The organism is Burkholderia ubonensis (assembly GCF_001718695.1).
In the GTDB taxonomy this organism is placed as follows: Bacteria; Pseudomonadota; Gammaproteobacteria; order Burkholderiales; family Burkholderiaceae; genus Burkholderia; species Burkholderia ubonensis_B.
Map to the genome: position 1 here is coordinate 1,611,420 of NZ_CP013420.1, position 21,493 is coordinate 1,632,912.

General features: G+C 68.4%; 17 protein-coding genes and 3 pseudogenes. 13 read left to right on the forward strand and 7 right to left on the reverse strand.

Annotation, left to right across the window (positions count from 1 at the left end; translation table 11 throughout):
* Window positions 1-103: 103 nt before the first annotated feature.
* From WJ35_RS07305 to WJ35_RS07320, 4 genes and pseudogenes are all read right to left on the reverse strand, one after another.
* A complete protein-coding gene (locus WJ35_RS07305) occupies window positions 104-1,222 on the reverse strand; it encodes an ABC transporter ATP-binding protein (RefSeq protein WP_060231454.1) in 1,119 nt (372 codons plus the stop codon).
* Between the two features lie 108 nt (window positions 1,223-1,330).
* Window positions 1,331-2,219, reverse strand: a pseudogene (locus tag WJ35_RS07310) (carbohydrate ABC transporter permease).
* Complete coding sequence (locus WJ35_RS07315) at window positions 2,209-3,144, reverse strand: carbohydrate ABC transporter permease (protein ID WP_029226451.1); 936 nt, start codon at window positions 3,142-3,144, stop codon at window positions 2,209-2,211. Before WJ35_RS07315 ends, WJ35_RS07310 begins: the two are co-directional and overlap by 11 nt.
* 147 nt (window positions 3,145-3,291) lie before the next feature.
* Window positions 3,292-4,539: an ABC transporter substrate-binding protein gene (locus WJ35_RS07320; RefSeq protein ID WP_069238978.1), complete on the reverse strand. Its 1,248-nt coding sequence runs from the start codon at window positions 4,537-4,539 to the stop codon at window positions 3,292-3,294.
* A gap of 426 nt (window positions 4,540-4,965) precedes the next feature.
* Here WJ35_RS07320 and zwf point away from each other — a divergent pair, with 426 nt between their 5' ends.
* From zwf to WJ35_RS07335, 3 genes and pseudogenes are all read left to right on the forward strand, one after another.
* Window positions 4,966-6,435, forward strand: a complete 1,470-nt coding sequence (gene zwf / locus WJ35_RS07325; protein WP_069238979.1) for a glucose-6-phosphate dehydrogenase — start codon at window positions 4,966-4,968, stop codon at window positions 6,433-6,435.
* Between the two features lie 159 nt (window positions 6,436-6,594).
* A pseudogene (pgl, locus tag WJ35_RS07330) lies at window positions 6,595-7,207 on the forward strand (6-phosphogluconolactonase).
* A complete protein-coding gene (locus WJ35_RS07335; protein WP_069238980.1) occupies window positions 7,185-9,116 on the forward strand; it encodes a bifunctional transcriptional regulator/glucokinase in 1,932 nt (643 codons plus the stop codon). Before pgl ends, WJ35_RS07335 begins: the two are co-directional and overlap by 23 nt.
* A gap of 84 nt (window positions 9,117-9,200) precedes the next feature.
* Here the strand turns inward: WJ35_RS07335 and WJ35_RS07340 are convergent, their stop codons facing one another.
* On the reverse strand, window positions 9,201-10,418 hold the full coding sequence (locus WJ35_RS07340; protein ID WP_010091652.1) for a Bcr/CflA family multidrug efflux MFS transporter: 1,218 nt from the start codon (window positions 10,416-10,418) through the stop codon (window positions 9,201-9,203).
* 215 nt (window positions 10,419-10,633) lie between these two features.
* On the opposite strand from WJ35_RS07340, the gene WJ35_RS07345 reads away from it, so the two are divergent.
* The 9 genes and pseudogenes from WJ35_RS07345 (at window position 10,634) to WJ35_RS07380 (ending at window position 18,102) form a co-directional block, all read left to right on the forward strand.
* Window positions 10,634-11,086, forward strand: coding sequence for a hypothetical protein (locus tag WJ35_RS07345; RefSeq protein ID WP_060231463.1), 453 nt, complete (start codon window positions 10,634-10,636; stop codon window positions 11,084-11,086).
* A 153-nt stretch (window positions 11,087-11,239) separates the two neighbouring features.
* Entirely contained in the window at window positions 11,240-12,526 is a 1,287-nt protein-coding gene (gene hemL / locus WJ35_RS07350; protein WP_060231465.1) for a glutamate-1-semialdehyde 2,1-aminomutase, read from the forward strand.
* Window positions 12,527-12,541: 15 nt separating this feature from the next.
* On the forward strand, window positions 12,542-13,663 hold the full coding sequence (gene ribD / locus WJ35_RS07355; protein ID WP_069238981.1) for a bifunctional diaminohydroxyphosphoribosylaminopyrimidine deaminase/5-amino-6-(5-phosphoribosylamino)uracil reductase RibD: 1,122 nt from the start codon (window positions 12,542-12,544) through the stop codon (window positions 13,661-13,663).
* A 20-nt stretch (window positions 13,664-13,683) separates the two neighbouring features.
* Window positions 13,684-13,837 (forward strand): annotated as a pseudogene (locus tag WJ35_RS32050) (riboflavin synthase); the annotation flags it as partial.
* A 211-nt stretch (window positions 13,838-14,048) separates the two neighbouring features.
* A complete protein-coding gene (locus tag WJ35_RS07360) occupies window positions 14,049-14,567 on the forward strand; it encodes a DUF1993 domain-containing protein (RefSeq protein ID WP_010099964.1) in 519 nt (172 codons plus the stop codon).
* A gap of 130 nt (window positions 14,568-14,697) precedes the next feature.
* Complete coding sequence (gene ribBA, locus WJ35_RS07365; RefSeq protein WP_060231470.1) at window positions 14,698-15,843, forward strand: bifunctional 3,4-dihydroxy-2-butanone-4-phosphate synthase/GTP cyclohydrolase II; 1,146 nt, start codon at window positions 14,698-14,700, stop codon at window positions 15,841-15,843.
* Window positions 15,844-15,897: 54 nt separating this feature from the next.
* Window positions 15,898-16,413, forward strand: coding sequence for a 6,7-dimethyl-8-ribityllumazine synthase (ribH, locus tag WJ35_RS07370; protein WP_010091647.1), 516 nt, complete (start codon window positions 15,898-15,900; stop codon window positions 16,411-16,413).
* A complete protein-coding gene (nusB, locus tag WJ35_RS07375) occupies window positions 16,410-16,847 on the forward strand; it encodes a transcription antitermination factor NusB (RefSeq protein ID WP_010091646.1) in 438 nt (145 codons plus the stop codon). The genes ribH and nusB overlap by 4 nt, the downstream gene beginning before the upstream one ends.
* Before the next feature lie 58 nt (window positions 16,848-16,905).
* Window positions 16,906-18,102, forward strand: a complete 1,197-nt coding sequence (locus tag WJ35_RS07380; RefSeq protein WP_059535932.1) for a pyridoxal phosphate-dependent aminotransferase — start codon at window positions 16,906-16,908, stop codon at window positions 18,100-18,102.
* Window positions 18,103-18,184: 82 nt separating this feature from the next.
* On the opposite strand, the gene WJ35_RS07385 is transcribed toward WJ35_RS07380, so the two are convergent.
* Window positions 18,185-19,297 (reverse strand): lytic transglycosylase domain-containing protein, encoded by a 1,113-nt coding sequence (locus WJ35_RS07385; protein ID WP_060231472.1) that lies wholly within the window; start codon window positions 19,295-19,297, stop codon window positions 18,185-18,187.
* Complete coding sequence (locus WJ35_RS31100) at window positions 19,266-19,676, reverse strand: hypothetical protein (RefSeq protein WP_155121884.1); 411 nt, start codon at window positions 19,674-19,676, stop codon at window positions 19,266-19,268. The genes WJ35_RS07385 and WJ35_RS31100 overlap by 32 nt, the downstream gene beginning before the upstream one ends.
* A gap of 210 nt (window positions 19,677-19,886) precedes the next feature.
* On the opposite strand from WJ35_RS31100, the gene WJ35_RS07390 reads away from it, so the two are divergent.
* Window positions 19,887-21,443: a UbiD family decarboxylase gene (locus WJ35_RS07390; RefSeq protein ID WP_069238982.1), complete on the forward strand. Its 1,557-nt coding sequence runs from the start codon at window positions 19,887-19,889 to the stop codon at window positions 21,441-21,443.
* The last annotated feature ends 50 nt before the right edge of the window (window positions 21,444-21,493 follow it).

Genomic DNA, 21,493 nt, shown 5'->3' on the forward strand with positions numbered 1-21,493 from the left:
GCGCCCCACCCTATGCCGTGCCGCGCCGGCGCCCGAAAACGAACGGGGCCGTCCATCGACGGCCCCGTTCCGTTTCATTCAGCGCATCAGCGCACGCGCTGCGTCACGCGATCCGCTCCTCCGACGCCGGATCGAACAGCACCGCCTTCGACACGTCGAACAGCAGCGACAGCGTCTGCTCCGGCTGCGGGTTCGCGGCCGGGTGCACGCGGCTCACGATGCGCTTGCCGTTCACCTGCGCGAACACGTGCGTATCCGGGCCGGTCGGCTCGGTCACGTCGACGCGCACATCGAGCGGCTGCAGGTGCGACGCGTCGCCGTTGTGCGCGTGGCGCACGTCGGTGATGCGCTCCGGGCGCAGGCCGAGGATCACCTCGCGGCCGACGTGCGCCTTCAGCTTGCCCGTGTCGAACGGCAGGTTCAGCGCGCCGCGCGTGACGCCCGTGTCGATCTCCAGCGCGACGCCGCTGCCCTGCTCCACCAGCCGGCCGTTGATGAAGTTCATCGGCGGCGCGCCGATGAAGCCCGCGACGAACAGGTTCGACGGCGAATCGTAGATGTCCTGCGGCGCGCCGAACTGCTGGACGACGCCGTCCTTCATCACCGCGATGCGGTCGCCGAGCGTCATCGCCTCGATCTGGTCGTGCGTGACGTAGACGATCGTCGTGCCGAGGCGCTGGTGCAGCAGCTTGATCTCCGCGCGCATCTCGATGCGCAGCTTCGCGTCGAGGTTCGACAGCGGCTCGTCGAACAGGAACAGCGCCGGGTCGCGCGCAAGCGCGCGGCCCATCGCGACGCGCTGGCGCTGGCCGCCCGACAGCTGGCCCGGCTTGCGCTCGAGCAGGTGCTGGATCTGCAGCATCTGCGACACGCGGTCGACGATCTGCTGCTGCTCGCTCTTCGGCACCTTGCGGATGTTCAGGCCGAACGAGATGTTCTCGCGCACCGTCATCGACGGATAAAGCGCATACGACTGGAACACCATCGCGATGTCGCGATCCTTCGGCGACAGGTCGTTGACGACCTTGCCGTCGATCCGGATCTCGCCGCTCGTGACGGTCTCGAGCCCGGCGATCATGTTGAGCAGCGTCGACTTCCCGCAGCCCGAGCCGCCGACGAGAATCAGGAACTGACCGTCCTCGATGTCGATGTCGACACCCTTCAGGACCGGCACCCCGTTCGGGTAGGTCTTGTACACGTCACGGATGGAAAGGCTTGCCATGCTGTGAATCCTCTGTCTCAAGCAGCGCGCCTCGCGCGCCGCGTCGGTATCGTTTCGATGCGCCGCGCGTCGCGCGGCCGGTTCGTCGTCTCGTATGAAACCGCGCGCTCAGCCCTTCACCGCGCCCGCCGTCAGGCCGCGCACGAAGTAGCGGCCGGCGATCACGTAGACGAGCAGCGTCGGCAGTGCGGCGATGATCGCGCCGGCCATGTCGACGTTGTATTCCTTCACGCCCGTCGACGTGTTGACGAGGTTGTTCAGCGCGACCGTGATCGGCATCGAGTCGACGCCGGAGAACACGATCCCGAACAGGAAGTCGTTCCAGATCTGCGTGAACTGCCAGATCAGGCACACCATGAAGATCGGCAGCGACACCGGCAGCAGGATCTTCGTGAAGATCGTGAAGAAGCCCGCGCCGTCGATGCGCGCCGCCTTCACGAGCTCGGCCGGCACGCTCACGTAGAAGTTGCGGAAGAACATCGTCGTGAATGCGATCCCGTACACGACGTGCACGAACACCAGGCCCGGAATCGTGTTCGCGAGCCCGAGCATCCCCTGCAGGCGCGCCATCGGCAGCAGGATCACCTGGAACGGAATGAAGCAGCCGACCAGCATCATCGTGAACAGCGCGTCCGCGCCGCGAAAGCGCCAGTGCGTGAGCACGTAGCCGTTGAACGCGCCGATCAGCGACGAGATCAGCACGGCCGGGATCACCATCTGCAGCGAATTCAGGAAGAACGGCTTCATGCCGTCGCAGCGCACGCCGGTGCACGCGCCGCTCCACGCCTTCACCCACGGCTCGACGGTCCAGGGTGCTGGGCGGCGTCAGCAGGTTGCCGGTGCGCAGCTGGTCGAGATCCTTGAACGACGTCGACAGCATCACGTAGATCGGGAACAGGAAGTACAGCGCGAACAGGATCAGCGCCGCGTAGATCACCGCCCGGCCTGTCGCCGCCCGGCCTGTCGCGGCCCGGCTGATTTGCATCTTAGGCTGCATTGCGGGTGCTCCTCGATTCCATATACATCAGCGGCACGAGCACCGCCACCACCGTCGCGAGCATCATCACCGACGATGCGGCGCCGAGGCCGAGCTGGCCGCGGTTGAACGAAAACGTGTACATGAACATCGCCGGCAGCGACGACGACGTGCCGGGCCCGCCCGCCGTCAGCGCGACGACGAGGTCGAAGGTCTTGATCGTGATGTGGCAGAGGATCAGCAGCACCGAGAAGAACACCGGGCGCATGCTCGGGATCACGATCTTGCGGTAGATGGTCGGCAGCGTCGCGCCGTCGACCTGCGCGGCCTTGAAGATCTCGCTGTCGACGCCGCGCAGGCCCGCGAGGAACAGCGCCATCACGAAGCCGGTCGATTGCCACACGGCCGCGATCACGACGCAGAAGATCGCCTTGTCCGGATCGTCGAGCCAGCCGAACGAGAAGCTCGTCCAGCCCCAGTCGTGCATCACCTTCTCGAGGCCGAGGCCCGGGTTCAGGATCCACTGCCACGCGGTGCCGGTCACGATGAACGACAGCGCCATCGGGTACAGGAAGATCGCGCGCAGCGCGCCTTCGTTGCGGATCTTCTGGTCGAGCAGGATCGCGAGGAACAGACCGAGCGCGACGCAGATCGCGATGAACGGAATGCCGAACCAGCCGAGGTTCGCGGCGGAGGTCCACCACACGTCGTTCTGGAACAGGTCCGTGTAGCGGCCGAAGCCGTCGAACTCGTAGTTCGGCAACAGCCGCGAACGGGTCAGCGACAGATAGCCGGTAATCAGGATGAAGCCGTAGATGAACACCACGGCGATCGCCACGCTGGGCGCGAGCACCAGCTTCGGAATCCAGCGATCGGCGAAGGCCGACATCGGCGACGTGCGCCGCACGGCAGCGCCGGATCCGTTTCCGCTAAGAGGGGCAGCCACTTGATTCGACTCCTGGAACGAGAGTGACGCCGGCCTCGATCCGGCCGGCGTCGGGTGCGGCGCGGGCCCGGCGGACGGGCCCGTTTGCTGCGCATGCAAGAACGCCCGGCGGATGAAACGGGGCAAGCCGGGCGTTCGTCGCGTGCGTTACTTCACCTTCGCGGCTTTCGCGAGCGCAGCGACCGCGCTCTTCGAATCCTGCTGCGAGTTCATGAACTTCGTGACGACGTCGGTGATCGCGCCGGCGGTCGCGTCGCCCTGCGCCATGCCGTGCGCGAGCGACGGCACGAAGCCGCCCGACTTGATCGCGGTCTGCTCGTCCGCATACGACTTCTTCGCGCAGTCGTCGAACTTGTCCATCTTCACGCCGAGGCGCACCGGCACCGAGCCCTTCAGCAGGCTGAACTGCTCCTGGAAGTCCGGCGTCATGATCGTCTTCGCGAGCGCGAGCTGGCCCGGCGTCGCGGCGCTCTGGCCCTTCTGCTGGAAGAACACGAACGAATCGACATTGAACGTAAACGCGTTCGCGGTGCCCGGCACCGGCGCGCAGATGTAGTCCTTGCCCGCCTTCTTGCCCGCGGTCTCGAACTCGCCCTTCGCCCAGTCGCCCATGAACTGCATGCCGGCCTTGCCGTTGATGACCATCGCGGTCGCGAGGTTCCAGTCGCGGCCGTTGCGGCCGCTGTCGAAGTAGCCCTGGATCTTGCGCACGGTATTGAACACCGACAGCATCTGCGGCGACGTCAGCGTCGCCTGGTCGAGATCGACCAGCGCCTTTTTATAGAACGCCGGGCCCTGCGACAGCACGACGTCTTCCCACAGCGTCAGGTCCTGCCACGGCTGGCCGCCCATCGCGATCGGCTGGATGCCCGCGGCCTTCAGCTTGTCGGCGACCGCGAAGAATTCGGGCCAGGTGGCCGGCGCCTTCGCGCCGACCTTGTCGAGCGCGGCCTTGTTGATATAGAGCCAGTTCACGCGGTGCACCGAGAACGGCGCGCCGACGGTGTGGCCCTTGAACTTCATGATCTTGTCGATTTCCGGCGGCAGGTTCTGCTTCCAGTCGCCGGTTGCCTGGTCGATGTTGACGAGCACGCCCTGGTCGGCCCAGTCCTGGATCAGCGGACCCTTGATCTGCGCGGCCGACGGCGCGTCGCCGCTGATCACCTTGGTCTTCAGCGCGGTCATCGCCGCTGCGCCCGCGCCGCCCGCGACCGCGAAGTCCTTCCAGACGTAGCCCTGCTTCTGCAGGTCGTCCTTCAGCACGCCGACGGCCTTCGATTCGCCGCCCGAGGTCCACCAGTGCAGCACCGTCACATTCTCGGCCGCCTGCGCCGCCGCGGCGCCGGCCATCAGGCCTGCGGCGCACAGCGCGCCCATGATCGCGCGAACTTTCATTACTTATCTCCTCCAGACTGAATCAACTCGTGAGGTTCCGTTCAGGAACCGGCTTCTTGGTGACGACGGGGAAATCGAGCCGCGAGACGCTGCGCGCGTACGGGGCCGATGACCGGCCGGGCTCTTACAGAAAGCGTGACTTGAGATTCAACGGCGTGTCTCCTCTTGTGTTTCTGGCCCGCCGCGACGCGGCGCGAGCCCGGGGCCGACGACGTGCGCACGATGCGCGCCATCAATGTCCGATAACATTCGGCACATGGTGCTCCCGGCGACGAAGCACGCGCTGTTGCATCGACCGCGCTTCATTTTTTCTTCGTCCGGGTGCTACCCCTTGCGGCGGATTGTAGTTAAACTACAATTCAGTGTCAAAAATATTTTTATCGCACTACGGATCGCTTCAGAGCACCCCAACCCGGGCGGAGACACATGCATACCGATTCCAGCTTTACCTTCGTACTTTTCGGCGGCACCGGCGACCTGTCGATGCGCAAGATCCTCCCGGCGCTGTTCGAGGCGCACCGTGCGAACATGCTGGCGCAGAGCGGCCGGATCGTCGCGGTCGCACGTCACTCGGCCGATCTCGCCGAGTATCTCGAGTGGGTCGAGGAACACGTGAAGCCGCACGCGGCGAAGGCATCGCGCGGCGCGTTCGACGAGGCCGCCTGGAAAAGCTTCGTCGAGCGCATCGTGTACGTGAAGCTCGACCTCGGCCGCGCGGAAGATTACGCACTGCTGCGCGACACGGTCGCCCCGTTGCCCGGCACCCGGGTGTTCTATCTCGCGACGGGCCCGTCGCTGTTCGAGCCGATCTGCAAGGCGCTCGCGTCGGTCGGCCTGAACCAGGGCGCGCGCATCGTGCTCGAGAAGCCGCTCGGCTACGACCTGCGCTCGTCGAACGCGATCAACGACGCAGTCGGCGAGATCTTCGCGGAAGACCAGATCTACCGGATCGACCACTACCTCGGAAAGGAGCCGGTGCAGAACCTGCTCGCGCTGCGCTTCGGCAACGCGCTGTTCGAGCCGCTGTGGCGCCGCGAATGGGTCGAGAGCATCCAGATCACGATCGCCGAGGAGCTCGGCGTCGAAGCGCGCGGCGATTTCTACGACAATACCGGCGCGCTGCGCGACATGGTGCAGAACCACCTGCTGCAACTGCTGTCGATCGTCGCGATGGAGCCGCCGCACTCGATGGATTCCGATTCGGTGCGCGACGAGAAGCTGCGCGTGCTGCGTGCGCTGAAGCCCGTCGATCCGCGCGACATCGGCAAGGTCGCGGTGCGCGGCCAGTATCACGCGGGCGTGATCAAGGGCGCACAGGTGCCGGCCTACGCGACCGAGCCGGGCGTGAAGCCCGACAGCCCGACCGAGACCTTCGTCGCGCTGAAGGCCGAGATCGAGAACTGGCGCTGGGCCGGCGTGCCGTTCTTCCTGCGCACCGGCAAGCGGCTCGCCGACCGCGTCGCCGAGATCGTCGTCAACTTCCGGCCGGTGCCGCACTCGGCGCTCGGCGCGACCGCGCTGCGCCCCGGCTCGAACCGCCTGGTGATCCGCCTGCAGCCGAACGAGACGATTCGCCTGTACTGCCTCGCGAAGCAGCCCGGCGAAGGGATGAACCTCGCGAGCGTGCACCTCGACCTCGCGTTCGACCAGTTCTTCAAGGAAGGCCAGATGGAGGCGTACCAGCGCCTGCTGCTCGACGTGATCAACGGCCGCCTCGCGCTGTTCGTGCGCCGCGACGAGCAGGAAGCCGCATGGCGCTGGGTCGAGCCGATCCTGAACGAATGGGCGCGCTCGCTGAAGCCGCCGAAGCCGTATGCGGCCGGCACGTGGGGCCCGGCCGCGGCGAGCGCGATGCTCGCGCAGCACGGCACCTGCTGGCTCGAAGAAGAGAACTGATGCAATGGGCGGGCGCTGCGCACGCGGCGTCCGCCGCCGTACCCAAACACCATACGATTCAACAGACAACAGCAGTCCGGAGGAGATGTGATCGAGATTCACGCTTTCGACACCCAGGAAGCGCAAGGCGATGCGCTCGCGCAGGCCGTCGGCGACGCGCTGCGCGCGGCGCTCGCCCGCCCCGCGCGCGCGACGCTCGCGGTGTCCGGCGGCACCAGCCCGCGCCCGTTCCTGCAGACGCTGTCGCACGCCGCGCTCGACTGGACCCACGTCGACGTCACGCTGGTCGACGACCGCTGGGTGCCGGAAGACGATGCCGCGAGCAACGCGCGCCTCGTGCGCGGCACGCTGCTGCAGCATGCGGCCGCGCCCGCCACGCACGTTCCTGCCGCTCGTCGACACCGGCGCCGCGCTCGACGCGCACGTCGCCGCGCTGAACGCGAACCCCGCGCATCGCCTGCCCGACGTCGCGGTGCTCGGCATGGGCGAGGACGGCCACACCGCGTCGATCTTCGCCGACGCGCCCGAATGGGACCATGCGATCACGACCGCCGATCGCTTCGTCGCCGTGCATCCCGGCGCCGCGCCGCATGCGCGCGTGAGCTTTTCGCTCGATGCGCTCAAGCGCATCGACCGGCTGTTCCTGCTGATCGCGGGCAGCCGCAAGCGCGAGGTGCTCGAGGCCGCCGCCTCGTCGCCGCAGAAGAACGCCATTTCGCAACTGGCCAACGACAAGGGGACCCAGCTCGATGTCTACTGGTGCGCAAAGTAAAGTCGCCGCCGCGGGCCAGCATGCCGACGGCCCGCGCCTGCTCGCGGACGTCGGCGGCACCAACGCGCGCTTCGCGCTGGAAACCGGCCCGGGCGAGATCACGCAGATTCGCGTCTACCCGGGCGCCGAGTATCCGACGCTCACCGACGCGATCCGCAAATACCTGAAGGACGTGAAGATCGCCCGCGTGAACCACGCGGCGATCGCGATCGCGAACCCGGTCGACGGCGACCAGGTCACGATGACCAACCACGACTGGACCTTCTCGATCGAGGCAACGCGCCGCGCGCTCGGCTTCGACACGCTGCTGGTCGTCAACGACTTCACCGCGCTCGCGATGGCGCTGCCGGGCCTGACCGACGCGCAGCGCGTGCAGATCGGCGGCGGCACGCGCCGCCAGAACGGCGTGATCGGGCTGCTCGGCCCCGGCACCGGGCTCGGCGTGTCCGGGCTGATTCCGGCCGACGACCGCTGGATCGCGCTCGGCAGCGAGGGCGGCCACGCGTCGTTCGCGCCGCAGGACGAGCGCGAGGATCTCGTGCTGCAGTACGCGCGCAAGAAGTTTGCGCACGTATCGTTCGAACGCGTGTGCGCGGGGCCCGGCATCGAGATCGTCTATCGCGCGCTCGCCGCGCGCGACAAGAAGCGCGTCGCGGCGAGCGTCGACACCGCCGAGATCGTCGAGCGCGCGCATGCGGGCGACGCGCTCGCGCTCGAGACGGTCGAGTGCTTCTGCTCGATCCTCGGCACGTTCGCCGGCAACATCGCGGTGACGCTCGGCTCGCTCGGCGGCGTCTACATCGGCGGCGGGGTCGCGCTGAAGCTCGGCGAGCTGTTCACGCGCTCGCCGTTCCGCGCGCGCTTCGAGGCGAAGGGCCGCTTCGAAGCGTATCTCGCGAACATCCCGACCTACCTGATCACCGCCGAATATCCGGCCTTCCTCGGCGTATCGGCGATCCTCGCGGAACAGCTGTCGAACCGCTCGGGCGGCGCGTCGTCGGCCGTGTTCGAGCGGATCCGCCAGATGCGCGACGCGCTCACGCCTGCCGAGCGCCGCGTCGCCGATCTCGCGCTGAACCATCCGCGCTCGATCATCAACGACCCGATCGTCGACATCGCGCGCAAGGCCGACGTGAGCCAGCCGACGGTGATCCGCTTCTGCCGCTCGCTCGGCTGCCAGGGGCTGTCCGACTTCAAGCTGAAGCTCGCGACGGGCCTCACCGGCACGATCCCGATGAGCCACAGCCAGGTGCATCTCGGCGACACCGCGACCGACTTCGGCGCGAAGGTGCTCGACAACACCGTGTCGTCGATCCTGCAATTGCGCGAGCACCTGAACTTCGAGCACGTCGAGAACGCGATCGAGATCCTGAACGGCGCGCGGCGCATCGAGTTCTACGGGCTCGGCAATTCGAACATCGTCGCGCAGGACGCGCACTACAAGTTCTTCCGTTTCGGGATTCCGACCATCGCGTACGGCGACCTGTACATGCAGGCCGCGTCGGCCGCGCTGCTCGGCAAGGGCGACGTGATCGTCGCGGTGTCGAAGTCGGGCCGCGCGCCGGAGCTGCTGCGCGTGCTCGAAGTCGCGATGCAGGCCGGCGCGAAGGTGATCGCGATCACGTCGAGCAACACGCCGCTCGCGAAGCGCGCGACCGTCGCGCTCGAGACCGATCACATCGAGATGCGCGAATCGCAGCTGTCGATGATCTCGCGAATCCTGCATCTGCTGATGATCGACATCCTCGCGGTCGGCGTCGCGATCCGCCGCGCCGCCGCGCCGAACGCGGAGCTGACCGAGGCCGTCGCGCAGGCGAAGGCGCGCGCGAATGACGACGAGACTGCCGACGTGCTCGACTGGCTGAGCCACGGCGCGTCGCCGGCGGCGAGGGACGCCGCGCGGGACTGACGCGCGCGGTGTCTTCGCCCGCTCCATGAAAAAACGCCACCGGCGCATCGCGCACGGTGGCGTTTTTCTATCCGGAGCCGTGAATCAGGCGCCCGCCCTCGCCGGCCGCCCATGCCAGCGCAGCAACAGGGTTCGCCCGACGAAGCACAGCACGCCGGTCACGCCGATCGTCACGCCCATCGCGAACGGCGTGCCGTCCGCGAGCGCGCCGATCGCAACGCTCGCAAGCGCGCCGAGCGCGAGCTGCATCGCGCCGAACACGGCCGCCGACGCGCCTGCGTTGTGCGGATAGCGGTGCATCAGGTCGGTCGTGCAGTTCGCGGACAGAATCCCGACCACACCGACGACGAAGAACAGGCACACCACGATCGACCACAGCCCGCCCCACCCCGTCAGCGCGACGAGCGCGACCGCGAGCGACGCGGTGCAGCTCACGAGCGACGCCGCCGCGATGAGCCGCAGCGAGCCGACCCGGCCGACGAGCCGCGTATTCGAGAAGTTGCCGATCATGATGCCGACCACGTTCAGGCCGAACAGCAGCCCGTAATGCTGCGGCGACACGTGGAAGTACTCGATATAGACGAACGGCGTCGCGGTGATGTACGAAAACATCGACGCGAACGCCATCCCGCCGCACAGCATGTGCCCCCACGCGACCGGATCGGACAGGATGCGTCCGTACGACGCGAACGACGCGAGCACCGCCGCGCTCTTGCGTCGCTCCTTCGGCCAGGTCTCGGGCACGCGCAGATATGCGGTCACCGCGCACAGCGCGCCGAACGCCGCGAGCACGACGAACACGCCGCGCCAGCCGGCGAAGCGCAGGATCTGTCCGCCGAGCAAGGGCGCGAGCAGCGGCCCGACCGCGGTGACGATCGCCACCATCGACAGCACCTTCGCCGCGTCGGTCGGTTCGTGCGCGTCGCGCGCGATCGCCCGCGCGAGCACCGACGCCGCGCCGGCGCCGAGCGCCTGCAGGAAGCGCACGACGATCAGCATGTCGATCGAGCCGGCCACGAAGCAGCCGATGCTCGCGAGCGTGAACAGCGCGATGCCGCCGAGCAGCACGGGGCGCCGGCCCCAGGTGTCGGACAGCGGGCCGTACAGCAGCATGCCGATCGAGAAGCCGGCCATGAAGCTCGTCAGCGTGCGCTGCGCGGCGCCGGGGCTGACGGAGAAGCCTTGCGCGATCGACGGCAGGCTCGGCAGGTACATGTCGGTGGCGATCGGCCCGCAGGCGGCGAGCGCGCCGAGCAACAGGATCAGCCGGGCATCGGGCCGGCGCCGGACGACGTGAGGCATGGAAATCCGCAAAGGAGCCGGCGCGCATCGAGCGCGCGCGGCGGTGAAGACGGGAGCGCGGCAGCCGGGTGCGGCGCCGCCAGGCCCATGATTGTACGCGCAACTTTTTCAGGCCACCTGATTCGGCGCCAACCCGCGCGCGCGGCGCGCCGCCGCGCGCCGATTGGATTAAGCTTGCTTCCCTTGTCTGACCAATCCTCGCCCCGACCGAACCGATGACCGCTTTCCTGCTGATCTGGAGCCCCAAGAAATGGCCTTGGCCCGAGCTGCCCGACGTCGCCGCGCGCGTGAAGGCCGGCGAGGCCGTGCACGACGTGTGGGGCTGCGGCTTCGCGCGCGGCATCCTGCCGGGCGACCGCGTGTTCCTGCACCGGGTCGCGAAGGAGCCCAAGGGCGTGTTCGGCTCCGGCTACGTGACGCGCGCGCCGTACGAGGTGGCCGATCCGTCGACGAAGCGCGGCTACCGCCTGTGCATCGACTTCGTCTACGACTGGCTCGTCGACGCGCACCAGGAAGTCGCGATCCCGCGCGATGCGCTGCGCGCGCACCCGTACTCGGTGCAGACCTGGGACGCGCAGACCTCCGGCACGTCGATCAAGCCGATGGTCGAAGGCCCGCTCGAGAAGCGCTGGGCCGAGCTGACCGGCAAGCGCAAGCCGGCGCGCTAGGGCCGTTGCCCCAATCCCCCACGCGCCGAATGGCCGCACGCCGCCCGCCGGCTCGCCGCGCGCGTCTCCGGTACAATCGGACGATCGTTCCGCCCAGGCGCCGCGGCCCGTGCACCGGCCCGCCCGCGCCGTTCTCTCGCGCAGGTTTCGCTCATGTCCAACAATCAGATCCTCTTCGAACGCGCGCAGCAAACCATTCCCGGCGGCGTCAACTCGCCGGTCCGCGCGTTCCGCTCGGTCGGCGGCACGCCGCGCTTCGTGTCGCGCGCGCAAGGCCCGTACTTCTGGGATGCCGACGGCAAGCAGTACATCGACTACATCGGCTCGTGGGGCCCGATGATCGTCGGCCACGTCCATCCGGAAGTGCTCGCGGCCGTGCAGAAGGTGCTCGGCGACGGCTTCTCGTTCGGCGCGCCGACCGAGGCCGAGATCGAGATCGCCGAGGAAATCTGCAAGCTCGTGCCGTCGATCGAGCAGGTGCGGATGGTGTCGAGCGGCACCGAGGCGACGATGAGCGCGCTGCGCCTCGCGCGCGGCTTCACGGGCCGCAGCCGCATCGTCAAGTTCGAGGGCTGCTACCACGGCCACGCGGACAGCCTGCTCGTGAAGGCCGGCTCGGGCCTCCTGACGTTCGGCAACCCGACGTCGGCCGGCGTGCCCGCCGACATCGCGAAGCACACGACCGTGCTCGAATACAACAACGTCGCGAAGCTCGAGGAAGCGTTCGCCGCGTTCGGCGACGAAATCGCCGCGGTGATCGTCGAGCCGGTCGCCGGCAACATGAACCTCGTGCGCGGCACGCCGGAATTCCTGAACGCGCTGCGCGCGCTGTGCACGAAGCACGGCGCGGTGCTGATCTTCGACGAAGTGATGTGCGGCTTCCGCGTCGCGCTCGGCGGCGCGCAGGCGTACTACGGGATCACGGCCGACCTGACCTGCCTCGGCAAGGTGATCGGCGGCGGGATGCCGGCCGCCGCGTTCGGCGGCCGGCGCGACATCATGGCCCACCTCGCGCCGCTCGGCGGCGTCTACCAGGCCGGCACGCTGTCGGGCAACCCGATCGCGGTCGCCGCGGGCCTGAAGACGCTGCAGCTGATCCAGGCGCCCGGCTTCTACGACGCGCTCACCGCGCAGACCAAGCGCCTCGCCGCCGGCCTCGCCGCCGAGGCGCGCGCGGCCGGCGTGCCGTTCGCGGCCGATTCGATCGGCGCGATGTTCGGCCTCTACTTCGCCGAGCGCGTGCCGGCGAGCTTCGCCGAAGTCACGCTGAGCAACATCGAGCGCTTCAACCGCTTCTTCCACCTGATGCTCGACGAGGGCGTCTATTTCGCGCCGTCCGCGTACGAAGCCGGGTTCGTGTCGAGCACGCACGACGACGCGGTGATCGACGCGACGCTCGCCGCCGCGCGCCGCGCGTTCGCCGCGCTGGCCGCCGCGTAAGCCGGGGCCGCGCGGATGTTCTCGGATACCGATTTCGCCCACATGCAGCGCGCGCTCGCGCTCGCGGCGCGCGGCATGTACACGACGACGCCGAACCCGCGCGTCGGCTGCGTGATCGTCAAGGACGGCGACGTGATCGGCGAAGGCTTCACGCAGCCAGCCGGCCAGGATCACGCGGAAGTGCAGGCGCTGAAGGATGCGCGTTCGCGCGGCCACGATGTCGCGGGCTCGACCGTCTACGTGACGCTCGAGCCGTGCAGCCACTTCGGCCGCACGCCGCCGTGCGCGAACGCGCTGATCGACGCGCGCGTCGCGAAGGTCGTCGCGGCGATGGAAGACCCGAATCCGCAGGTGTCGGGGCGCGGCCTCGGGATGCTGCGCGACGCGGGCATCGACGTGCGCTGCGGGCTGCTCGCGCATGAAGCGGGCGAACTCAACATCGGCTTCGTGTCGCGGATGACGCGCGGCCGCCCGTGGGTGCGGATGAAGACCGCCGCGTCGCTCGACGGCCGCACCGCGCTGCCGTCCGGCGAGAGCCAGTGGATCACCGGCGACGACGCACGGCTCGACGGCCATGCATGGCGCGCGCGCGCGTGCGCGATCCTCACCGGCATCGGCACCGTGCGCGAGGACGACCCGCAGCTGACCGTGCGCGGCATCGACACGCCGCGCCAGCCGCGGCGCGTGCTGGTCGACAGCCGGCTCGAGCTGCCGCTCGACGCGCGTCTGCTCGAAGGCGCGCCGCTCCTGATCTTCTGCGGCCGGCTCGACGCCGCGGGCGAAGCGCGCGCGGCGGCGCTGAAGGTGCGCGGCGCGGAAATCGTGCCGCTGCCGAACGCGCACGGCAAGGTCGACCTGCCGGGCATGCTGACGGCGCTCGGCGCGCGCGGCATCAACGAGTTGCACGTCGAGGCGGGCCACAAGCTGAACGGCTCGCTGCTGCGCGAGCACTGCGTCGACGAGCTGCTGGTCTACCTCGCGCCGAGCCTGCTCGGCGCCGACGCGGCCGGCATGTTCGATCTCGCCGCGCCGGCAAGCCTCGACGCGCGCGCGCGGCTCTCATTTCACAGCATTGAGCGGATCGGCGACGATCTGCGGATCCTGGCGCGCTTCGCGCCGCCCGCGGGCGCCCACTGAACGGCGCCTTCGCCGTCACGATGTTTACCGGAATTGTCGCGGCCGTCGGCCGCATCGAATCGCGCCGGCCGCTCGGCGCGCCGGACGACGCCGACGCCTGCGTGCGGCTGACCGTGCACGCAGGCGGCCTCCACCTCCCCCGATGGCGCACTCGGCCACAGCATCGCGATCGAGCGGATGATCTGCGCGTCGCAGAGCCTGCACCGGGACTGATGCGACGGGCGCGGGCCCGCGGTCGTCCGATGGCCGTCGGCGGCGCGTGCCGACACCTGGCCGGACGGCCAACGGCGCGCACGCGCCGGCGCGTCGCGCTAAGATGCAACGGCAGCGGATTCGGCGCCACGCCGCGTACCGGCTGCTCCCTTTTCCACCAGGAGTCGTTTCCATGTCCATTTCGATGTACCAGGCCTCGGTGCCTGTCCTGATCCGCGGCCTGACCAACCTGCAGCACATCCTCGGCAAAGCCCAGGCGCACGCGGCCGAAAAGCAGATCGATCCGTCGGTGCTGATCGGCGCCCGGCTGTTTCCGGACATGGCGCCGCTCGCGCGCCAGATCTACATCGCGACCGACACCGCGAAGGGCTGCGCTGCGCGGCTCGCGGGCGTCGAGATTCCGAGCTACCCCGACGTCGAGCAGACGTTCGACGAGCTGCACGCACGCCTGCAGAAGACGATCGACTACCTGAACGGCTTCGACGCGGCGCAGATCGACGGCTCGGAAACGCGCGAGATCGTGCTCAAGATGCGCGTCGGCCCGCTCGAATTCTCGGGCCAGTCGTACCTGCTGAATTTCGTGCTGCCCAACTTCTTCTTCCACGTGACGACCGCGTATGACATCCTGCGCCACAACGGCGTCGAACTCGGCAAGCTCGATTTTCTCGGCGGCCGCGACGGCCGCATGTGACGCGCCCCGGCCGCCGGTCCGGGCGGCGCGGCGACCGTGCCGGACCGGCCCCGCGGCCGGCGCCGCCCGCGCCAGCCGAAACCCGGTCCGGCTGGCGTAAAATACGCACTTTCCTCTTTCTCGCCCCCTTATGACGCTCGCCTCCACGCCCGACATCATCGCCGAGCTGAAAGCCGGCCGGATGGTGATCCTGGTCGACGAAGAAGACCGCGAAAACGAAGGCGATCTGGTGATCGCCGCCGAATTCGTGACGCCGGAAGCGATCAACTTCATGGCCAGGTACGGCCGCGGCCTGATTTGTCTGACGTTGACGCAGGAACGCTGCAAGCAGCTGCACCTGCCGCTGATGACGTACCGCAACGGCACGCAGTACGGCACCGCGTTCACGGTCAGCATCGAAGCGGCCGAAGGCGTGACGACCGGCATCTCCGCGGCCGACCGCGCGCATACGATCGCCACGGCGGTCGCGCACGACGTGCGCCCCGAGCACATCGTGCAGCCGGGCCACGTGTTCCCGATCATGGCGCAGCCGGGCGGCGTGCTCGTGCGTGCGGGCCATACCGAGGCCGGCTGCGATTTCACCGCGCTCGCGGGCCTCACGCCCGCCGCGGTGATCTGCGAGATCATCAAGGACGACGGGACGATGGCGCGCCTGCCCGACCTGATCGAGTTCGCGAAGGAACACGGGCTGAAGATCGGCACGATCGCCGACCTGATCCACTACCGCAGCCGCACCGAGTCGATCATCGAGCGCGTCGCCGAGCGCATGATGCAGACCGCGCACGGCACGTTCCGCGCGGTGCTGTACCGCGACCAGCCGACCGGCTCGCCGCACATCGCGCTGGTGCGCGGCACGCCGTCGCCGGACGTCGACACGCCGGTGCGCGTGCACGAGCCGCTGTCGGTGCTCGACCTGCTCGAGACCGGCACCTCGACGCACTCGTGGACACTCGACGCCGCGATGCGCGAGATCGCGCAGCGCGACCACGGCGTGATCGTGCTGCTCAACTGCGGCGACACGAAGGAACATCTGGTCGACGTATTCAAGGCGTTCGACGAGGAAGAGAAGGCCGCGGCGCTGAAGCGCCGGCCGGTCGATTTCAAGACGTTCGGCATCGGCGCGCAGATCCTGCGCGATGTCGGCGTCGGCAAGATGCAGGTGCTGTCGAATCCGCGCAAGCTGGGCAGCATGTCCGGCTACGGCCTCGAAGTCACGGGCTTCGTGCCGATGCCCGGCGGCGAAGCCAAGGCCTGCGGCTCCGCGCCGCACGCGTAACCCGTCACGGCATTTTCGCCTTATAACCGCTTATCCACACCACGGACAAAGATCATGGAAATCGGACAATACCAACCGAATCTCGAAGGCGACGGCCTGCGTATCGGCATCGTGCAATCCCGCTTCAACGAGCCCGTGTGCAACGGCCTCGCCGATGCGTGCGTCGAAGAGCTGGAGCGCCTCGGCGTCTCCGGCGAAGACGTGCTGCTGGTGTCGGTGCCGGGCGCGCTCGAAATCCCGCTCGCGCTGCAGAAGCTCGCGGAAAGCGGCCAGTTCGACGCGCTGATCGCGCTTGGCGCGGTGATCCGCGGCGAGACCTACCACTTCGAACTCGTGTCGAACGAGAGCGGCGCGGGCATTACCCGCATCGGCCTCGACTTCAACCTGCCGATCGCGAACGCGGTGCTGACGACCGACACCGACGAGCAGGCCGTCGCGCGCATGACCGAAAAGGGTCGTGACGCGGCGCGCGTCGCGGTCGAGATGGCCAATCTGACGATGGCGCTCGACCAGCTCGGCGACGAGGAAGACGAAGAAGAGGACGAAGACGACGAAGAGGAGCGCGCATGAAGAAGAGCGCCCGCCGACAATCGCGCGAGCTGGCGACGCAAGGCCTGTATCAGTGGCTGCTGTCGAACGCGTCCTCAGGCGAGATCGACGCGCAACTGCGCGGCGCGCTGGGTTACGACAAAGCTGACAAGGACCTGCTCGACGCAATCCTGCACGGCGTGATCCGCGAGCACGCGACGCTCGCGGAAGCGCTCACGCCGTGCCTCGACCGTCCGATCGACCAGCTCTCCCCGATCGAACGGGCGGTGCTGCTGATCGCGACGTTCGAGCTCACGCACCACGTCGAAACGCCGTACCGCGTGATCATCAACGAAGCGGTCGAGCTGACCAAGACGTTCGGCGGCTCCGACGGCTACAAGTACGTGAACGGCGTGCTCGACAAGCTCGCCGCCAAGCTGCGCCCCGCCGAAACGCAGGCGCGCCGCAACGGCTGATCCTCCGACGGGCGCGCATGCGCCCGTTTTTTTTATCGCTCCCCTCCCCCGACCGCCGATGAATACCACCGCCGATTCGCTCGTCACGCTCGCAGCGCGCGTCGACGCGATCCAGCCGTTCTACGTGATGGAACTGATGAAAGAGGCGCAGCGGCTCGAAGCCGCCGGTCGCGACATCATCCACATGGGCATCGGCGAGCCGGACTTCACCGCGCCGGAGCCGGTCGTCGAGGCTGCCGCCGCGGCGCTGCGCCGGGGCGTCACGCAATATACGAGCGCGCTCGGCATCGCGCCGCTGCGCGAGGCGATCGCCGCGCACTATGCGCGCGCGTACGGCCTCACCGTCAGCCCCGAGCGGATCGTCGTGACCGCCGGCGCGTCCGCCGCGCTGCTGCTCGCATGCCTCGCGCTCGTCGGCCGCGACGACGAGGTGCTGATGCCAGACCCGTCGTATCCGTGCAACCGGCACTTCGTCGCGGCGGCCGAGGGCCGCGCGGTGCTCGTGCCGAGCGGCCCGGCCGCGCGCTTCCAGCTCACCGCGGACGACGTCCGGCGGCTATGGGGCGACAGGACGCGCGGCGTGCTGCTCGCGTCGCCGTCGAACCCGACCGGCACGTCGCTCGAGCCCGACGAGATGAAGCGGATCGTCGAGGCGGTGCGCGCCCGGGGCGGCTTCACGATCGTCGACGAGATCTACCAGGGGCTCAGCTACGACGCGCCGCCCGTGTCGGCGCTGTCGTTCGGCGACGACGTGGTCACCGTCAACAGCTTCTCGAAGTACTTCAGCATGACCGGCTGGCGGCTCGGCTGGCTGGTCGTCCCGCCGGCGCTCGTCGGCACCTTCGAGAAGCTCGCGCAGAACCTGTTCATCTGCCCGTCCGCGCTCGCGCAGCACGCGGCGCTCGCGTGCTTCGAGCCGGCCACGCTCGACATCTACGAAGCGCGCCGCCTCGAATTCAAGCGGCGCCGCGACTTCATCGCGCCGGCGCTCGGGCAGCTCGGCTTCACGGTGCCCGTGATGCCGGACGGGGCATTCTATGTTTACGCGCATTGCGGCGGTGTCGCGCATCCGGCGGCCGGCGACAGCGCGGCGCTCACGCAGGCGATGCTGCACGATGCCGGCGTCGTGCTCGTGCCGGGCATGGACTTCGGCGTCCATGCGCCGCGCGACTATATCCGGCTGTCTTATGCGACCGCCTACTCGCGCCTCGAAGAGGCGGTCGAGCGGCTCGCGACGCTGTTCCGGCTGCGCTGACCGGCGGTTTACCGGCGCAGAAACGAAAAAAAAGCACCCATTGGGTGCTTTTTTTTTGTTTCCGGTGGGGACGCTACTCGCGTTATGCGCCCAGCTCCGAGTGATCGCCGTGCGGCTGCTTCGCGGTGTCGACGCTGGCATCGTCCTGCTGCTGCGCCTTCGGCGCGCCCGTCTTCGCCGTCATCGGCTGGGCCGCTTCGAGCGTCGCGTGGACGCGCTTCGCACCGCCCGCCGCCGCCGTCATCGCGGCGGTGACGATCGGCTTCGCCGGCGCCTGCGGCGCATTGACCGGCACGCTGCGGCCGCGCGCGACGTCACGCAGGCGTGCGCGCTCGGCCATCACCTTCGAGCCGTAGCCATTGTCGTCGGGGTTCGTCGAGCCGTTGTACAGGCGCAGGCCGCTCGCGAGCGAGCCGCCGCGCGCGATGCAGTCCTTCAGCACGAGCGCGCCGACCTGGAGGTTGGCAAGCGGCTGCAGCGCGGTGTCGGTGCCGCCGAAATACTCGAACTTGTCGGAATGGACCTTCGACATCACCTGCATCAGGCCCTTCGCGCCGACGCCGCTCTCCGCATACGGATTGAAGCCCGACTCGATCGCCATCACGGACAGCAGCAGCAGCGGATCGAGGCCGATGTCGTGGCCGGTCTGGAACGCGGCCTTGACGAGCTGCCCGACCGGCTCCTGCGCGACGCGGTAGCGGCGCGACAGATAGGTGGCGACGAGCGCCTGCTGGCGGTTCGACGCGAGCGAGCGGTCGTCGCGCGCATCGGCGGCGACGCGCTGGGCCGGGATCAGCTTCGCGAGCGTAACGGGCGACGGGCTGTTGCGGGACGCATCGGCCGCGTCGTTCTGCGCGACAGCGTCCGATGCGACGTCGAGACCGACCGCCAGTGCGTCGGTTTCCGGACCGTCGTCCTGCTGCGGCTGCGCGCCGGCCGGCGCGAAATTCGGCAGCGGATGGCCGGTCAGCAAACGCGCCGGACCGGCCTGCACGGCCGCGGACACGACCGGCATCAGCTTCGCGGCGAGCGTGCCGCGCGCGGTTGGCATCAGCCAGAGGGCAAGCGCAATCGCAACAGCGAGACAGCCTACGACGCTGAATAAGTGGTGACTGACACGCGTCCCGCGACGCAGCATATCGCGCACGATTTGTGCATGCTGCTCACTGGGACGCCACGATAACCAAGCGTTCATTCAGATCTCCCATGAACATGATTCGTGCGGCTCGCTCAGCTCGATGGCGAGACAGAATGCGCCGCGGAATCACGACGCCGCACGTCTGGTCTGGACGGCAGGCATCGGAGAAACGGTATAAGTACCGTTCGAGGCCACGGTGTAAGAAGGCCAGCACCTTTGCATCTTGTGCAAGGTGGGCAAACGCGGTGGCACTCACGCAAAAAACCAGCGTCAGGAGGCGCTGGCTGTGACTACGACTAGAGCCGTCGGACAGGCCGTGCAGGTTTCGGCAGACGGTGACGCGCTGCGTCAAAGGATCGGTGATTGGCGGCTTGAAGCCTTGTACCCTGCAACCAATGTCAGCGGATTCTAACAGGGTTTTATAGATCGTCAACACTATAAAACATCGAAATCATAACAAAAAGTAATGTTGAAGCAGCCTTCAGATCGCGAGGCCCCTGCCGAAGGGGCTTCCAGCGCGGTCTACTTTTTTCACTGGCGGGCGGGCGCGCGGCGGCGCGGGTAAAATCGGCGATCGATTCGGGGCCGCACCGGCAGTTGCGCCCGCTCACCGTTGCCCGCGTCGCGGGCAATCCGGACCATCTTCATGAAATACAAAGACTTACGCGATTTCATCCAGCGCCTCGAGGCGCTCGGCGAACTGCGGCGCATCAACCAGCCGGTGTCGCCCGTACTCGAAATGACCGAGCTGTGCGACCGCGTGCTGCGCGCCGGCGGCCCCGCGCTGCTGTTCGATGCGCCGCCCGGCTACGCGTTCCCGGTGCTCGGCAACCTGTTCGGCACGCCGCGGCGCGTCGCGCTCGGCATGGGCGTCGATGCGGGCGACGAGGCCGCGCTCGCGTCGCTGCGCGACCTCGGGCGTCTGCTGTCCGCGCTGAAGGAGCCCGATCCGCCGCGCAGCCTGAAGGACGCCGGCAAGCTGCTGTCGCTCGCGAAGGCCGTGTGGGACATGGCGCCGAAGACGGTGTCGTCGCCGCCGTGCCAGGAGATCGTCTGGGAAGGCAACGACGTCGACCTCGCCAGGCTGCCGATCCAGACCTGCTGGCCGGGCGATGCGGGCCCGCTCGTCACGTGGGGCCTGACGGTCACGCGTGGGCCGAACAAGCCGCGCCAGAACCTCGGCATCTACCGCCAGCAGCTGATCGGCCGCAACAAGCTGATCATGCGCTGGCTCGCGCATCGGGGCGGCGCGCTCGACTTCCGCGAATTCGCGCTGCGCAACCCCGGCAAGCCGTATCCGGTCGCCGTCGTGCTCGGCGCGGACCCCGCCACGACGCTCGGCGCGGTCACCCCCGTACCCGATTCGCTGTCGGAGTATCAGTTCGCGGGCCTGCTGCGCGGCAGCCGCACCGAGCTCGCGAAGTGCCTGACACCCGGCGTCGACACGCTGCAGGTGCCCGCGCGCGCGGAGATCGTGCTGGAGGGTTTCATCTATCCGCAGGACGGCACGCCCGGGCCCGCCCCCGCCGGCGCGCCGCCGCGCCCGGCGAACAGTGCGTCCGCCGCGTACGAGCACGCGCTCGAAGGGCCATACGGCGACCACACCGGCTATTACAACGAGCAGGAGTGGTTCCCGGTGTTCACGGTCGAGCGCATCACGATGCGCCGCGACGCGCTCTATCACTCGACCTACACCGGCAAGCCGCCTGACGAGCCCGCGGTGCTCGGCGTCGCGCTCAACGAGGTGTTCGTGCCGCTGCTGCAGAAGCAGTTCGCGGAGATCACCGACTTCTACCTGCCGCCCGAAGGCTGCAGCTACCGGATGGCCATCGTCCAGATGAAGAAGAGCTACGCGGGCCATGCGAAGCGCGTGATGTTCGGCGTCTGGAGCTTCCTGCGCCAGTTCATGTATACGAAGTTCATCGTCGTCGTCGACGAGGACGTGAACGTGCGCGACTGGAAGGAAGTGATCTGGGCGATCACGACGCGCGTCGATCCGGTGCGCGACACCGTGATGGTCGACAGCACGCCGATCGACTACCTGGATTTCGCGTCGCCCGTCGCCGGCCTCGGCTCGAAGATGGGGCTCGACGCGACCAACAAGTGGCCCGGCGAGACGACCCGCGAATGGGGCCGCCCGATCGAGATGGATGCGGCCGTCAAGGCGCGCGTGGACCGGCTCTGGCAGGAGATCGGACTTTGATCGGCCCGTGCGCAGACACGCGTCGGCACGCACCATCGACTCCACCCGAG